The organism is Kitasatospora sp. NPDC002227 (genome assembly GCF_040296285.1).
GTDB lineage: Bacteria > Actinomycetota > Actinomycetes > Streptomycetales > Streptomycetaceae > Kitasatospora.
In genome coordinates this window covers 53,130-67,145 of the sequence record NZ_JBEOWY010000010.1, presented here as the reverse complement: position 1 = coordinate 67,145, position 14,016 = coordinate 53,130, and the positions used below count along the sequence as shown (strand labels likewise).

Genomic DNA, 14,016 nt, shown 5'->3' with positions numbered 1-14,016 from the left:
TAGTGATCGTTTGGTCATTGTCCGTACGCGGCTGCTCGCGTTCCGCGATGATGGGCTCATGGCGGGCTGGGGCGAAGCAGAGTGGGCATCACTTCCCGGAGCGGGGAGTGGTGGTGACGTGGTGTCACGCGGCGGCTCGCTGCTGCTGGAGTCGCTGGAGCAGCTCCCGCCGGACGAGCTGGAGCGGCTGCACTTCGCCCGCTTCTGCGCCGAGCTGGCGGCGGAGGAGGAGGTCTTCCTCCCCGCCCGGCCCGAACTGGTCGGGGTGGCCCGCCGGGTCGTCCTGCACGCCCTGCAGGCCCTCCAGCTGCACCCGCAGCTGGAGGCCGGCGAGCTGCTGAGCGGCGAGCTGCTCTCCAACGCCGTCCGGCACGCCGGCGGCCGCACCATCGGCCTGCGGCTGACCAGGGCCCCCGGCAAGCTGCGGATCGAGGTCCGCGACTCCTCCCGGGCGCTGCCCTGCCGGATCGTCGCCGAGCCGGGCAACGAGAACGGCTACGGGTTGGTGCTGGTGGAGGCGCTCTCCGAGCGCTGGGGGGCGGATCTGCTGCCCCGGGGCAAGGGCGTCTGGTGCGAGCTCAAGATCCGCGAGCGTGTCACGGCCTGACAGGCGACGCGGAGCCCCCGTCCGCCGTGAAACCACGAAGCGGAGTCCACCACCCCCGTGGGCGGTGGACTCCCCCGAGGATCCACCGACCTGAGCGGCGGGGCGGTGGCCTCCGTCGCGATGGACCCAATCCTTCCGCTTCCGGCTAACCGCCTGCTAGCCGCCGGCTCACCGCTCGCTCACCGCCGGTGGGTCCGGCCGGTCAGCACTCGATGACGTTGACCGCGAGGCCGCCGCGCGAGGTCTCCTTGTACTTGATCTTCATGTCCGCGCCGGTCTCCTTCATGGTCTTGATGGCCTTGTCGAGGGAGACGTGGTGGCGGCCGTCGCCGCGCAGGGCCATCCGGGCGGCGGTGACGGCCTTGACGGAGGCCATGCCGTTGCGCTCGATGCACGGGATCTGGACCAGGCCGCCGACCGGGTCGCAGGTGAGGCCGAGGTTGTGCTCGATGCCGATCTCGGCGGCGTTCTCGACCTGCTCGGGGGTGCCGCCGAGGACCTCGGCGAGGCCGCCGGCGGCCATCGAGCAGGCGGAGCCGACCTCCCCCTGGCAGCCGACCTCGGCGCCGGAGATGGAGGCGTTCTCCTTGAAGAGCATGCCGATCGCGCCCGCGGCGAGCAGGAAGCGGACGATGCCGTCGTCGTCGGCGCCCGGGATGAAGTTGAGGAAGTAGTGCAGGACGGCCGGGATGATGCCGGCCGCGCCGTTGGTGGGAGCGGTGACCACGCGCTGCCCGGAGGCGTTCTCCTCGTTGACGGCCATCGCGTAGAGCGTGACCCACTCCATGGCGTTGGCCGGGCCGATGCCCTCGGCGCGCAGGGCACGGGCCCCGGCGGCGGCGCGGCGGCGGACCTTCAGCCCGCCCGGCAGGATGCCCTCGCGGGACATGCCGGCCGCGACGCACTCCTGCATCACGCCCCAGATCTCCAGCAGACCGGCCCGGATCTCGGCCTCGCTGCGCCAGGCCTTCTCGTTCTCCAGCATCAGGCCGGAGATGGAGAGCCCGGTCTCGCGGGTGAGGCGCAGCAGCTCCTCGCCGGTGCGGAAGGGGTAGCGCAGCTGGGCGTCGTCGGGCACCACGCGGTCGGCGCCGATCGCGTCCTCGTCGACCACGAAGCCGCCGCCGACCGAGTAGTAGGTCTTCTCCAGGACGGGCACCCCGGCCGCGTCGTAGGCGAAGAGGGTCATGCCGTTGGCGTGGTACGGCAGGGAGCGGCGGCGGTGCAGGATCAGCTGGCTGTCCGCGTCGAAGGCGATCTCGTGGGTGCCGAGCAGCTTCAGGCGCTTCTCGGCCTTGATCCGCTCGACGTCCAGGTCGGCCTGGTCGACGTCGACGGTGCGGGGGGAGTGGCCCTCCAGGCCGAGCAGGACGGCCTTCGGGGTGCCGTGGCCGTGGCCGGTGGCGCCGAGGGAGCCGAAGAGTTCGGCGCGGACGGCCGTGACCTCGGCGATCAGCCCCTCCGACTTCAGGCGGCGGGCGAACATCCGGGCCGCACGCATCGGGCCGACGGTGTGGGAGCTGGAGGGCCCGATGCCGATGGAGAAGAGGTCGAAAACGCTGAGCGCCACGGGGGACGTCCTTGTCTGGTCTCGTGGGAAGGACTAAGGGGGAGCATGGGACGGGGCACCGCGCTCCACCTTCCAGTGTGCGCGGTGCCCCGAGGTTTCGGAAGGCGAGGCGGGGGTAGGGGCCGCGCCTTCCGGGGGAAGACCTGGTTACAGGTTCGGGTACAGCGGGTGCTTGTCGGCCAGCGCGGTGACGCGGGCCTTCAGCGCGGCGGCCTTGGCCTCGTCGAAGCCCGGGAGCAGGGCCTCGGCGATGACGTCGGCGACCTCGCGGAAGTCCTCGGCCTGGAAGCCGCGGGTGGCCAGGGCCGGGGTGCCGATGCGCAGGCCGGAGGTGACCATCGGCGGGCGCGGGTCGTTCGGGACGGCGTTGCGGTTGACCGTGATGCCGACCTCGTGCAGGCGGTCCTCGGCCTGCTGGCCGTCCAGCTCGCTGTTGCGCAGGTCGACCAGGACCAGGTGCACGTCGGTGCCGCCGGAGAGGACGGAGACGCCGGCGGCGGTGCAGTCGTCGGCGAGCAGGCGGGCGGCGAGCGCCTTCGCGCCCTCCAGGGTGCGCTGCTGGCGGTCCTTGAAGTCCGCCGAGGCGGCGACCTTGAAGGAGACGGCCTTGGCCGCGATCACGTGCTCCAGCGGGCCGCCCTGGAAGCCGGGGAAGACCGAGGAGTTGAGCTTCTTGGCGAACTCCTGCTTGGCCAGGATGATGCCGCCGCGCGGGCCGCCCAGGGTCTTGTGCGTAGTGGAGGTGACCACGTCCGCGTACTGGACCGGGTTCGGGTGCAGACCGGCGGCGACCAGGCCGGCGAAGTGGGCCATGTCGACCCAGAGGTACGCCTCGACCTCGTCGGCGATCCGGCGGAACTCGGCGAAGTCCAGCTGGCGCGGGTAGGCGGACCAGCCCGCGATGATGACCTTGGGGCGGTGCTCCTTGGCGAGGCGCTCGACCTCGGCCATGTCGACCAGGCCGGCCTCGTCGACGTGGTACGCGACCACGTTGAACTGCTTGCCGGAGAAGTTCAGCCGCATGCCGTGGGTCAGGTGGCCGCCGTGCGCCAGGTCCAGGCCCAGGATGGTGTCGCCGGGCTGGGCGATGGCGAACAGGGCGGCCTGGTTGGCGGAGGCGCCGGAGTGCGGCTGGACGTTGGCGTACTCGGCCCCGAACAGCTCCTTGACCCGGTCGATCGCGATCTGCTCGGCCACGTCGACGTGCTCGCAGCCGCCGTAGTAGCGACGGCCGGGGTAGCCCTCGGCGTACTTGTTGGTCAGCACCGAGCCCTGGGCCTCCATGACCGCCACGGGGGCGAAGTTCTCGGAGGCGATCATCTCGAGGGTGGTCTGCTGGCGGTGCAGCTCGGCGTCGACCGCGGCGGCGATCTCGGGGTCGAGCGCGTGCAGGGACTGGTTCAGAACCGTCATGGTGGGTCTTCCCGTCGTGTGGACCGTGGGGAGGCAGGGGCGGCCGCCGCGCTGCGGCCGCCCCGGTTCGAGCGGGAGGCTCAGGCGCCGATGAAGGCGTCGTACTCGGCGGAGGTGAGCAGCTCGTCCTGCTCGGCGGTGACCTCGACCTTGAACAGCCAGGCGTCGCCGAACGGGTCGTTGTTCACCGAGGCCGGGTCGTCCACGACGGAGTCGTTGATCTCGACGACCTTGCCGGAGACCGGCGAGAACAGGTCGCTGACGGACTTGGTGGACTCCAGCTCGCCACAGGTCTCACCGGCGGTGACCTCGTCACCGACGGCCGGGAGCTGGACGTAGACGATGTCACCGAGCGCGTCGGCCGCGTGCTTGGTGATGCCGATGGTCGACACACCGCCCTCGGCGGCCGTCAGCCACTCGTGCTCCTTGCTGTACTTCAGGTCGGTGGGGTTGCTCATGGCGTCATTCTCCAGGATCGCAAGAGGGTAGGGCGAAGCCGTCCGCTGAGCGGACCGGACATACAGGGGACGTGGTCAGGTTCAGCGGGCGCGCTTGTAGAACGGGAGCGCGACGACCTCGACCGGCTCGTGCTTGCCACGGACGTCCACGGCCACGGCGGTGCCGGGCTCGGCGTGGGCGGCGTCCACGTACGCGATGGCGATCGGCTTGCCCAGGGTGGGGGAGGGGGCGCCGGAGGTGATCCGCCCGATCGGGGTGCCATCGGTGCTGACCACGCCGTACTCGGCGCGCGGGACGCGCTTGCCCTCGGAGACCAGGCCGACCAGCTTGCGCGGGGGGTTGGTCTCGGCCTGGGCGGCGGCCGCCTCCAGGGCCTTGCGGCCGACGAACTCACCGTTGTTGGTGGTCTTGTCGAAGCGGACCACTCGGCCGAGGCCCGCGTCGAACGGGGTGAGGTCGGTGTTCAGCTCATGCCCGTACAGCGGCATGCCCGCCTCCAGGCGCAGCGTGTCGCGGCAGGAGAGGCCGCAGGGGACGAGACCCGCACCGGCGCCCGCCTCGGTCAGCGCCTGCCACAGGTGCTCGGCGTCCTCGGGGCGGCAGAAGATCTCGAAGCCGTCCTCGCCGGTGTAGCCGGTGCGGGCCAGCCAGACGGACTTGCCCGAGACGGTGGCGGGCAGCAGGGCGTAGTACTTGAGGCCGGGCAGGTCGGCGTCGGTCTGCGAGGCGAGGATGCCGTTGGCCTCCGGGCCCTGGACGGCGAGCAGGGCGTAGGCGTCGCGGTCGTCGCGCACCACGGCGTCGAAGCCGGCCGCGCGCTCGGTCAGCGCGTCGAGCACGACCTGGGCGTTGGAGGCGTTGGCGACGACCATGTACTCGGTCTCACCGGTGCGGTAGACGATCAGGTCGTCCAGGATGCCGCCGTCCTCGCGGCAGATCATGGTGTAGCGGGCGCGCAGCTCGCCGAGGGCGGAGATGAAGCCGACCAGCGCGTGGTCGAGCAGCTCGCCGGCCTGCGGGCCGGTCACGGTGATCTCGCCCATGTGCGAGAGGTCGAAGAGGCCAGCCTTGGTACGGACGGCCAGGTGCTCCTCGCGCTCGCTGCCGTAGCGCAGCGGCATGTCCCAGCCCGCGAAGTCGGTCATCGTCGCACCGAGCGAGCGGTGCAGGGCGTCGAGCGCGGTCAGACGGGGTGCAGACATGGCGGGATGGCTCCTTGGCTGGGCACTCAGGGGCGCCACGCTGTGGGCGTGGACCTGCGTACGGGCATGCGGGGGCGGCTTCTCCCCATCTGTCGTCGCAACCTGAGAGCTTCACCGCCCACACTTGCCCGCAAGGACAAGGATGGCGGCTTGCACCGTGGGTGGGCGCACGGCGCGGCCGTGTCCACTTTCCAGATGTGCCTAGCCCGTGCGGTAGGGGGGCCTGAGAGATTCCGGGGAGGACTTGCTCCTTCGGCGCCGGCCGTGCCCTGGGGGCACTCCGGACTCTCCCGCGCGGGTTCGAGCGGCCAATATGGAGTTGACATCCCCCGGGGAGGACGCGCCCATCATGGCATGCCCGGAGCTGGGGAGGGGAGAGGGGCCCGGCGCCGCTGTCAGGTCACACTCCCGCCACGGCCCCGTCACAGCCCCGGCGCCGCCACGGCTCGGGCCGATAGGCTCTCCCCGAGGCACGGACGGGCAGAGGGGCGGTGGCATGGGACACCCGGCGGGTGAGACCCAGGCGCAGGGCTGGACGACCGAGGGCGGCGGCTGGCCCGCGAACGAGCTCGAGCAGGTGCTCACGGCTGCGCTCGGTGACCCCGGTGCCACGCCCCGGGTGATCGAGGTGCTGGCGCGCAGCCAGATCTGGATCCCGCTGCCGGCCGGCGCCGACCCCCACGGCCACGCGCTCGACCTGCCCACCATCGAGCTGGCGGGCGCACCGTACGTACCCGTCTTCTCCTCCCAGGAGCTCTTCCTGCGGCACGCCCCCGGCATGCCCTTCGCCATCGCCCCGGCCTGGGAGTTCGCCCGCGGACTGCCGCTCGGGGTGGGCATCGCCGTCAACCCCGAGGCCCCGGTGGGCATCCCGGTGCCACCCGAGGGGGTCGGCGAACTGCGCCGGGGCCCGCAGGGGGACCGCTGGCAGCAGCAGCCGGACGGGGCCCGGGTCGCCCTGCGCGAGCCGGCTCCGCACGAGGAGCCGTACGCCTTCCTGGCCGCCGCCATCACCGAACTGACCCAGCAGCCGGGCGTGCTGACCGCGCGCCGGGCGCTGGCCAGCGTCGAGGGCGAGAGCGCCGTGCTGTACGTCGGCGTCCAGCTGGACGCGGCGGCCGACCCGGCGCAGGTCAACGACGCGCTCGGGCGCGCGCTCGGAACCGCGGGGGCGCCCTGGGGCGTCAACCTGGTGCTGCTCGACGCGGTCGCCGACCCGGTGGTGGAGTGGTTGCTGACCCGGGTGAGACCCTTCTACGCGCGCGGTTAGCCGCGCGGTCGTTGAGCGAAAGGCATCAGGGTGAGTGCGACGGGCGGCGGTGCGCTGGAGCGCGCCATGCGTGAGGTCGCGCCAGAGCGGTACGAGGCGTACGAACAGCTGCTCCGCGCGCTCGCCGAGGGCGAGGTGTGGATGCTGCTGTGGCACGGACAGCCCGGCAGCCCCGACGCGCAGTACGGGAACATGGAGATCGGCGGGCTCGGCTACGCCCCCGCCGTCACCTCCGCCGAGCAGCTGGCCGCCTCCGGCTGGGCCCGGGCGCACGAGGTGATCCCCGGCACCGAGATCGCCAGTGCCCTCTACCGCACCCGCTGGGGCCTGTGGCTCAACCCGCACGCGCCCGGCGGCGGGGTCGGTATCCCCTGGGCCGACCTGCGCCGGGTGGCCGCCGGGCTCGACCGGCTGCCGGCCGGCCCGCTGCAGCTGAGCGAGCCGCAGCTGAACGCGCCGCAGTTCTACGCCGTGCTGGCCCAGCAGGGGGCCGAGCTGTCGTGCCTGCGGGCGCTGCGGGCCGCCTGGGTGCGCCCGGTGCTCGGCGGGGAGTACCTGGCGATCGGCCTCGACCTCTACGACGCCTCACCCCCCGCGGTGGAGGCCGTCCGGGCGCTGGTGCAGCGTGCGCTCGGGCACGCTCCGGAGGGCCTCTCGGTCTCGACCGTGCTGCTGGCCGACGACTACGACCCGGTGGCGCTGTGGATGCGCGCCCAGGCCCGCCCGTTCTACGACCGCGAGGCCGCGCCGCGCCCGGGCTACGGCTGGCCTCCGCCCCAGCACTGAACTCCCTTCGCATGCGATGGAGCTGAGCCGCAGTCATCTCGGTCGTAGGCGCCCGGCCCCGCCGGTAACAGCTGTGTGAAGAGCGTTATGCGGCAAGATCACCGATGCATGCCGACAGATCACAGTTGGGCATCCTTCGGCAGCCAGGTCTGGCGGAACGCTGCTCCGATGACGGAGAGTCTCCGCAGTGCAGTGCGCGGGACCAGCCCCACGAGGGCCCAACGCGCAGCCTGAACTACAGAAATTCTGTGACGCTCCACCTCTTCACTGCCTTGCACCACCCCCCGCCCCGACCGCCGCGCCCCCACAACGCGCGCCGGCACCGCGGGGACCCCTGACATCGATCTGCACCGCCGCAGCCACCTGGCGACGGCACCACCGCACCGACGCACCGCACCGCACAGTCGCGAACAACCGGACCGTCCTCGGCACCGGGCCCGGACCGGGTCCGGCCCTCCGCGCACGTCCAGGACACCGTGGGCCGGCCACCGTCGGCGAGGGGAACGAACTGACTCATGACCACACCCACCGAGACCACCGGCTCCGCCGCCGAGGCCGGGCCTGAGGCCGCCTCCGTAGCCGCGCCGAAGAAGATCGAGGGCCGCTCGCCCGGCAAGATCGCCTGGGCCCGCCTGAAGCGCGACAAGGTCGCGCTCTTCGGCGGCGCCGTGGTGGTCCTGCTGATTCTGGTGGCGATCTTCGCGCCGGTGATCATCTCGCTGTTCGGCCACCCGGTGGACGAACCGCACCCGGACCAGATCAACCCGGACCTCGGTCTGCCCAACGGCGCCTACGGCGGCATCAGCGGCGACTTCTGGCTCGGCGTCGACCCGAAGTTCGGCCGCGACGTCTTCAGCCGGGTCGTCTACGGCGCCCGGGTCTCGCTCGGCGTGGCCTTCTCCGCCGCCGCCCTCTCCACCGTGATCGGTGTCCTCCTCGGCATGGCCGCCGGCTTCTTCGGCGGCTGGATCGACTCCGTCATCAGCCGGGTCATGGACGTGCTGCTGGCCTTCCCGCAGCTGCTCTTCTCCATCGCGCTGATCTCGGTGATGCCCAACGACCTGATCGGTCTCAGCGGTTCGTTCCTGCGGATGGTCATCCTGGTCGTCGTCATCGGCTTCTTCGGCTGGCCGTACATCGGCCGCATCGTGCGCGGGCAGGTGATGTCGCTGCGCGAGCGCGAGTACATCGACGCCGCCCGCAGCCTCGGTGCCGGCAGCGGCCACATCCTGCTCAAGGAACTGCTGCCCAACCTGGTCGCTCCGATCCTCGTCTACATGACGCTGATCATCCCGACCAACATCCTCAGCGAGGCCGCGCTCAGCTTCCTCGGTGCCGGTGTCAAGCCGCCGACCCCCTCCTGGGGCCAGATGCTCAACGACGCCATCGGGATCTACCAGTCCGACCCGACCTACATGGTCATCCCGGGTCTGGCGATCTTCGTCACCGTGCTCGCCTTCAACCTCTTCGGTGACGGCCTGCGCGACGCGCTCGACCCCAAGGGCAACTGAGCCCGCTTCACAGCCCCTCGATCGGCCCCGCCCGATCCCACTGTTCTCGGGGGTTTCACCCACCCCCGGCGGACCGCTCAGGCCCGCACTTCTCCAGGAGGAATCAGTACCCATGACGCGTAACCGGACGCTTGCCGCCGCCGCCCTCGCGGCGACGCTGGCTCTCACCATCTCGGCCTGTGGCGGCTCCAAGAGCGGCGGCACCAGCCCGTCGGCCGGTGCTTCGGCGCAGGGCGGCTTCAACGCCGCCGTCGACAAGGTGCTGAACCCCTCCGACAAGAAGGGCGGCACGCTCAACCTCTGGACGAGCACCGACGCCGACTCGATGGACCCGGGCCGTGCCTACTACGCCTCGGTGTGGAACTTCGAGCGCTACTACGCCCGCACCCTGCTCGCCTTCGACGGCAAGCCGGGCAAGGACGGCCTGAAGCTCGTCCCCGACCTGGCCGCCGCGCAGCCGACCATCTCGGACGACAAGAAGACCTACACCTTCAAGCTGAAGAGCGGCCTGAAGTTCGAGGACGGCTCGCCGATCACCTCGAAGGACATCAAGTACGGCATCGAGCGCATCTTCGCGCAGGACGTCATCTCCGGCGGCCCGGTCTACCTGGTCAGCTCCCTCGACCAGGGCCAGAACTACCCCGGCCCGTACAAGGACACCGCTCCGGACAAGCTGGGCCTGAAGACGGTCCAGACCCCGGACGACACCACCATCGTCTTCAACCTGAAGACCCCGGACTCGTCCTTCCCGTACCTGCTCGCGATGGGCTCCGCCGCGCCGGTCCCGATGAAGTCGGACACCGGCTCCAAGTACGGTGACCACCCGGTCTCCTCGGGCCCGTACATGTTCAAGACCGCGCAGGCCGGCAAGTACTACGAGCTGGTCCGCAACCCCAACTGGGACCCGGCCACCGACCCGTTCCGCAAGGCCCTGCCGGACGTCGTCAAGCTGACCGTCACCACCAACGCGGACGACATGGACAACCGCGAGCTGGACGGCACCGCCGACCTCGACTGGTCGCAGACCGGTCTCTCGCAGGCCGCCCAGGTCAAGGTCCTGACCGACCCGAAGCTCAAGGCCAACACGGACGACCCGTACAACGGCTTCATCCGCTTCATCGCGATCTCCTCCAAGGTCGCGCCGTTCGACAACGTCCACTGCCGTAGCGCCGTCCTGTACGCGGCCGACACCAAGGCCCTGCAGACCGCCCGTGGCGGCCAGACGGCCGGTTCGCTCTACGGCTCGATGCTGCCCCCGAACATCGCGGGCTCGGACGACTACGACCCGTTCAACCTGACCAAGGGCACCCCGGACCTCGCCAAGGCGAAGTCCGAGCTGGCCGCCTGTGGCAAGCCGGACGGCTTCAAGACCACCATCGCCGTGCGTGGCAACAAGAAGAAGGAGGTCGACTCCGCCGTCGCCCTCCAGACCGCGCTCAAGGCGATCAACGTGGACGTCACCGTCGACCAGTACGACGGCAAGCTGCTCCCGTCGGTCATCGGTGCGCCGGACGTCGTGCACCAGAAGGGCTACGGCCTGATGGTCGCCGGCTGGGGCGCCGACTACCCGAACGGCTCCGGCTACATGCAGCCGCTCATGGACAGCCGCTTCATCGTCAAGAACGGCAACAGCAACTACCCGGAGATCAGCGACCCGGCCGTCGACGCCCTGTTCGACAAGGCCGCCGTCGAGACCGACCCGACCAAGGCTGCTGACCTCTACAAGCAGATCAACCACAAGGTCACCGACGGGGCCTACTGGCTGCCGATCGTGGCCGACAAGGCGCTCAACTACCGCAACCCGCGCCTGACCAACGTCTACGTCTCCGACGCCTTCGGCGAGGTGGACTTCCAGGCCCTCGGTGTCTCCGACGGCAAGTGACGTTCCCTCACCCGCTTCCGTAGTTTCGCTCAGCTAGTCCGAAGGGCAGGTGAGGGCGTCCGCCGGGGCCGGCCGGGACTCCTACAGGAGGACCGGCCGGCGCCCGGCGGCGCCGACCGCAATGCTCGTGTATTTCATCCGACGGCTTGTGAACGTCGTCGCCATGCTTCTGGTGGTCTCCATGGTCACCTTCGGCATCTTCTTCATGGTGCCGAAGCTCACCGGGACCGACCCGGCCATGCTCTACGTTGGCAAGATCGCCAGTCCCGAGGCGATCGAGGGCATCCGGCACAAGATGGGCCTCGACAAGTCGATCCTCGAGCAGTACCTGCTCTTCCTCAAGGGTCTGTTCGTCGGGCGTGACTACAGCACCGGTGTGGACATCACCCACTGCTCCGCGCCGTGCTTCGGTTACTCCTTCAAGACCGAGCAGGAAGTCTGGCCGGTCCTCCTGGACCGCCTCAGCGTCACCGCCTCGCTCGCCTCCGGCGCGTCGATCCTGTGGCTCGTCCTCGGTGTCGGCACCGGTGTGATCTCCGCCCTCAAGCGGCGCACCGCGCTGGACCGCATCACCATGACCACCGCGCTCGCCGGTGTGTCGCTCCCGATGTACTTCACCGGTCTGATCGCCCTGGCGATCTTCGTGCACCAGCTCGGCTGGTTCCCGAACAGTTACGTGAACCTGTCCGACGACCCGGTGATGTGGTTCGAGAACCTGGTGCTCCCCTGGATCACCCTGGCCTTCCTGTTCTCCGCCACGTACGCCCGGCTCACCCGGGCCACCCTGCTCGACGTCCTCGGCGAGGACTACATCCGCACCGCCCGGGCCAAGGGCCTCGGCGAGCGGACGGTCATCGGCAAGCACGCCATGCGCTCCACCCTCACCCCGATCCTCACCGTCTTCGGTATGGACCTCGGCGGTCTGATCGGCGGCGCGGTGCTCACCGAGACCACCTTCAACTTCCGTGGCCTCGGCTACGAGGCGGTCGCGGCGATCAGCGCCAGCGACCTCCCGGTGATCATGGGTGTCACGCTCTTCGCCGGCTTCTTCATCATCCTGGCGAACCTCGTGGTTGACGTGTTGTACGCCGTTGTCGATCCTCGGGTGAGGCTGGCATGAGCAAGACCGAAAACAGCGCCACCCCGGCCACCGTCAAGGCGGACGGCCCCGGCGCCTTCCTCTCCGTGCGCGACCTGAAGGTGCACTTCCCCACCGACGACGGCCTGGTCAAGTCCGTCAACGGCCTGAGCTTCGACCTGGAGAAGGGCAAGACCCTCGGCATCGTGGGCGAGTCCGGCTCCGGCAAGTCGGTCACCTCGCTCTCGATCATGGGTCTGCACCGCCGGGGCACCAAGCGCGGCGCCCCGCAGATCTCCGGCGAGGTCTGGCTGGACGGCGAGGAGCTCATCGCCGCCGACCCCGACCACGTGCGCAAGCTGCGCGGCCAGAAGATGGCGATGATCTTCCAGGACCCGCTGACCGCCATGCACCCGTACTACACGGTCGGCCAGCAGATCATGGAGGGCTACCGCGCCCACCACCCGGGCGTGAACAAGAAGCAGGCCCGCACCCGCGCGATCGAGATGCTCGACCGGGTCGGCATCCCGCAGCCGGACAAGCGGGTGGACGCCTACCCGCACGAGTTCTCCGGCGGTATGCGCCAGCGCGCGATGATCGCGATGGCCCTGGTCAACGACCCCTCGCTGCTCATCGCCGACGAGCCGACCACCGCCCTGGACGTCACCGTCCAGGCGCAGATCCTGGACCTCATGCGGGATCTGCAGAAGGAGTTCGGCTCGGCCGTCATCATCATCACCCACGACCTGGGCGTCGTCGCCGAGCTGGCCGACGACATCCTGGTGATGTACGGCGGCAAGTCGGTCGAGCGCGGCCCCGCGGCCCAGGTCTTCGAGGCCCCCGAGCACCCCTACACCTGGGGCCTGCTCGGCTCGATGCCGCGACTGGACCGGGAGCTGCAGGAGCGGCTCGTGCCGGTCAAGGGCACCCCGCCCAGCCTGATCAACGTGCCCTCGGGCTGCGCCTTCCACCCGCGCTGCCCGTACGCGGAGCTGACCGGCGGCCGTTCCACCAGCGAGGTCCCGGCGTTCGCCGAGGTCAAGCCCGGCCACCACGCCGCGTGCCACCTCCCGGCGGCCCAGCGGCACCAGATCTTCGCCGACGAGATCGCGCCCCGACTGTGAGCGCGTTCCAGGCCGCTGCGCACCACCTTTTTGGAGAAACCTCATGACGGACAGTCAGACGGCGACCATCCCCTCGCCCGCCCCGGCCGCCGATCGCGAGCCGCTGCTCCGGGTGGAGGGCCTCACCAGGCACTTCCCGATCACCAAGGGCCTGCTGCGCCGTCAGACCGGCGCGGTCCGGGCCGTCGACGGCATCGACTTCACCGTCAACGCCGGGGAGACCCTCGGCGTGGTCGGCGAGTCGGGCTGTGGCAAGTCCACCATGGGCCGCCTGATCACCCGGCTGGACGAGCCGACCGGCGGGAAGATCCAGTTCCAGGGCACCGACATCACGCACCTGGGTGTCTCGGCGATGCGTCCGCTGCGCCGCGACATCCAGATGATCTTCCAGGACCCGTACTCCTCGCTGAACCCGCGGCACACCGTCGGCACCATCGTCGGCGCGCCGTTCAAGCTCCAGGGCGTCGAGCCCGAGGGCGGGGTCAAGAAGGCGGTGCAGGACCTGCTCGAGCTCTGCGGTCTTAGCCCCGAGCACTACAACCGCTACCCGCACGAGTTCTCCGGCGGCCAGCGCCAGCGCATCGGCATCGCCCGCGCGCTGGCCCTCAAGCCGAAGATGATCGTCGCGGACGAGCCGGTCTCGGCCCTGGACGTCTCGATCCAGGCCCAGGTGGTCAACCTGCTGGACGACCTCCAGCAGGAGCTCGGCCTCACCTACGTGATCATCGCGCACGACCTCTCGGTCGTCCGGCACGTGTCTGACCGGGTCGCCGTGATGTACCTCGGCAAGGTGGTCGAGATCGCCGACCGCGACTCGCTCTACAAGTCGCCGATGCACCCGTACACCAACGCGCTGATGTCCGCCGTCCCGACGCCGGACCCCAAGCGCAAGGAGGCGCGCGAGCGCATCCTGCTCAAGGGCGACGTCCCGTCCCCGCTGAACCCGCCGAGCGGCTGCCGCTTCCGCACCCGCTGCTGGAAGGTCCAGGACATCTGCTCCGTCCAGGAGCCGCCGCTCCAGATCGCCAAGGCCGGCCACCAGGTGGCCTGCCACTTCCCGGAGAACGCCGCCTGACGGCTCCCCGGGAGAAGGGGCATCCGATCCGCACGGATC

At 70.4% G+C, this 14,016-nt stretch carries 12 protein-coding genes and 1 riboswitch; of the genes, 8 read left to right on the top strand and 4 right to left on the bottom strand.

All coding sequences use genetic code 11. From position 1 onward, the window contains the following. Positions 1-118 precede the first annotated feature (118 nt). The gene (locus tag ABT095_RS11720) at positions 119-607 is read left to right on the top strand and encodes an ATP-binding protein (RefSeq protein ID WP_350529175.1); all 489 of its coding nucleotides are present in this window, start codon (positions 119-121) and stop codon (positions 605-607) included. Between the two features lie 202 nt (positions 608-809). Here the strand turns inward: ABT095_RS11720 and ABT095_RS11715 are convergent, their stop codons facing one another. From ABT095_RS11715 to gcvT, 4 genes are all read right to left on the bottom strand, one after another. Continuing rightward, positions 810-2,177 (bottom strand): L-serine ammonia-lyase, encoded by a 1,368-nt coding sequence (locus tag ABT095_RS11715; protein WP_350529174.1) that lies wholly within the window; start codon positions 2,175-2,177, stop codon positions 810-812. 147 nt (positions 2,178-2,324) lie between these two features. Then, positions 2,325-3,590, bottom strand: a complete 1,266-nt coding sequence (glyA, locus tag ABT095_RS11710; protein ID WP_350529173.1) for a serine hydroxymethyltransferase — start codon at positions 3,588-3,590, stop codon at positions 2,325-2,327. An 80-nt stretch (positions 3,591-3,670) separates the two neighbouring features. Next, the gene (gene gcvH, locus ABT095_RS11705; RefSeq protein WP_350529172.1) at positions 3,671-4,048 is read right to left on the bottom strand and encodes a glycine cleavage system protein GcvH; all 378 of its coding nucleotides are present in this window, start codon (positions 4,046-4,048) and stop codon (positions 3,671-3,673) included. An 81-nt stretch (positions 4,049-4,129) separates the two neighbouring features. Further along, a complete protein-coding gene (gene gcvT / locus ABT095_RS11700; protein ID WP_350529171.1) occupies positions 4,130-5,251 on the bottom strand; it encodes a glycine cleavage system aminomethyltransferase GcvT in 1,122 nt (373 codons plus the stop codon). A 201-nt stretch (positions 5,252-5,452) separates the two neighbouring features. Continuing rightward, a riboswitch (glycine riboswitch) is annotated at positions 5,453-5,554 on the bottom strand. Positions 5,555-5,747: 193 nt separating this feature from the next. Between gcvT and ABT095_RS11695 the strand changes: the two genes are divergently transcribed. The 7 genes from ABT095_RS11695 to ABT095_RS11665 all read left to right on the top strand — a co-directional run bounded on the left by ABT095_RS11695 (position 5,748) and on the right by ABT095_RS11665 (position 13,977). Beyond that, positions 5,748-6,521, top strand: a complete 774-nt coding sequence (locus ABT095_RS11695; protein ID WP_350529170.1) for an enhanced serine sensitivity protein SseB — start codon at positions 5,748-5,750, stop codon at positions 6,519-6,521. 66 nt (positions 6,522-6,587) lie between these two features. Beyond that, positions 6,588-7,307 carry an enhanced serine sensitivity protein SseB C-terminal domain-containing protein gene (locus ABT095_RS11690; RefSeq protein WP_350529169.1) on the top strand — a complete coding sequence of 240 codons (720 nt, stop codon included), beginning with the start codon at positions 6,588-6,590 and terminating at the stop codon, positions 7,305-7,307. Positions 7,308-7,822: 515 nt separating this feature from the next. Next, positions 7,823-8,818, top strand: coding sequence for an ABC transporter permease (locus tag ABT095_RS11685; protein ID WP_350529168.1), 996 nt, complete (start codon positions 7,823-7,825; stop codon positions 8,816-8,818). 112 nt (positions 8,819-8,930) lie between these two features. Then, the gene (locus ABT095_RS11680; RefSeq protein WP_350529167.1) at positions 8,931-10,700 is read left to right on the top strand and encodes an ABC transporter substrate-binding protein; all 1,770 of its coding nucleotides are present in this window, start codon (positions 8,931-8,933) and stop codon (positions 10,698-10,700) included. A gap of 121 nt (positions 10,701-10,821) precedes the next feature. Then, positions 10,822-11,820, top strand: coding sequence for an ABC transporter permease (locus tag ABT095_RS11675; RefSeq protein WP_350529166.1), 999 nt, complete (start codon positions 10,822-10,824; stop codon positions 11,818-11,820). Further along, positions 11,817-12,902, top strand: a complete 1,086-nt coding sequence (locus ABT095_RS11670; protein WP_350529165.1) for an ABC transporter ATP-binding protein — start codon at positions 11,817-11,819, stop codon at positions 12,900-12,902. The genes ABT095_RS11675 and ABT095_RS11670 overlap by 4 nt, the downstream gene beginning before the upstream one ends. A gap of 43 nt (positions 12,903-12,945) precedes the next feature. Beyond that, positions 12,946-13,977 (top strand): ABC transporter ATP-binding protein, encoded by a 1,032-nt coding sequence (locus tag ABT095_RS11665; RefSeq protein WP_350529164.1) that lies wholly within the window; start codon positions 12,946-12,948, stop codon positions 13,975-13,977. Positions 13,978-14,016: the final 39 nt, after the last annotated feature.

Excerpts from the sequence above, each read along its gene's own strand:
- gcvH (WP_350529172.1), bottom strand. The coding sequence starts at position 4,048 with ATGAGCAACCCCACCGACCTGAAGTACAGCAAGGAGCACGAGTGGCTG.
- ABT095_RS11675 (WP_350529166.1), top strand. The coding sequence starts at position 10,822 with ATGCTCGTGTATTTCATCCGACGGCTTGTGAACGTCGTCGCCATGCTT.
- ABT095_RS11670 (WP_350529165.1), top strand. The coding sequence starts at position 11,817 with ATGAGCAAGACCGAAAACAGCGCCACCCCGGCCACCGTCAAGGCGGAC.
- ABT095_RS11680 (WP_350529167.1), top strand. The coding sequence starts at position 8,931 with ATGACGCGTAACCGGACGCTTGCCGCCGCCGCCCTCGCGGCGACGCTG.
- gcvT (WP_350529171.1), bottom strand. The coding sequence starts at position 5,251 with ATGTCTGCACCCCGTCTGACCGCGCTCGACGCCCTGCACCGCTCGCTC.
- glyA (WP_350529173.1), bottom strand. The coding sequence starts at position 3,590 with ATGACGGTTCTGAACCAGTCCCTGCACGCGCTCGACCCCGAGATCGCC.
- ABT095_RS11665 (WP_350529164.1), top strand. The coding sequence starts at position 12,946 with ATGACGGACAGTCAGACGGCGACCATCCCCTCGCCCGCCCCGGCCGCC.
- ABT095_RS11690 (WP_350529169.1), top strand. The coding sequence starts at position 6,588 with ATGCGTGAGGTCGCGCCAGAGCGGTACGAGGCGTACGAACAGCTGCTC.
- ABT095_RS11685 (WP_350529168.1), top strand. The coding sequence starts at position 7,823 with ATGACCACACCCACCGAGACCACCGGCTCCGCCGCCGAGGCCGGGCCT.
- ABT095_RS11695 (WP_350529170.1), top strand. The coding sequence starts at position 5,748 with ATGGGACACCCGGCGGGTGAGACCCAGGCGCAGGGCTGGACGACCGAG.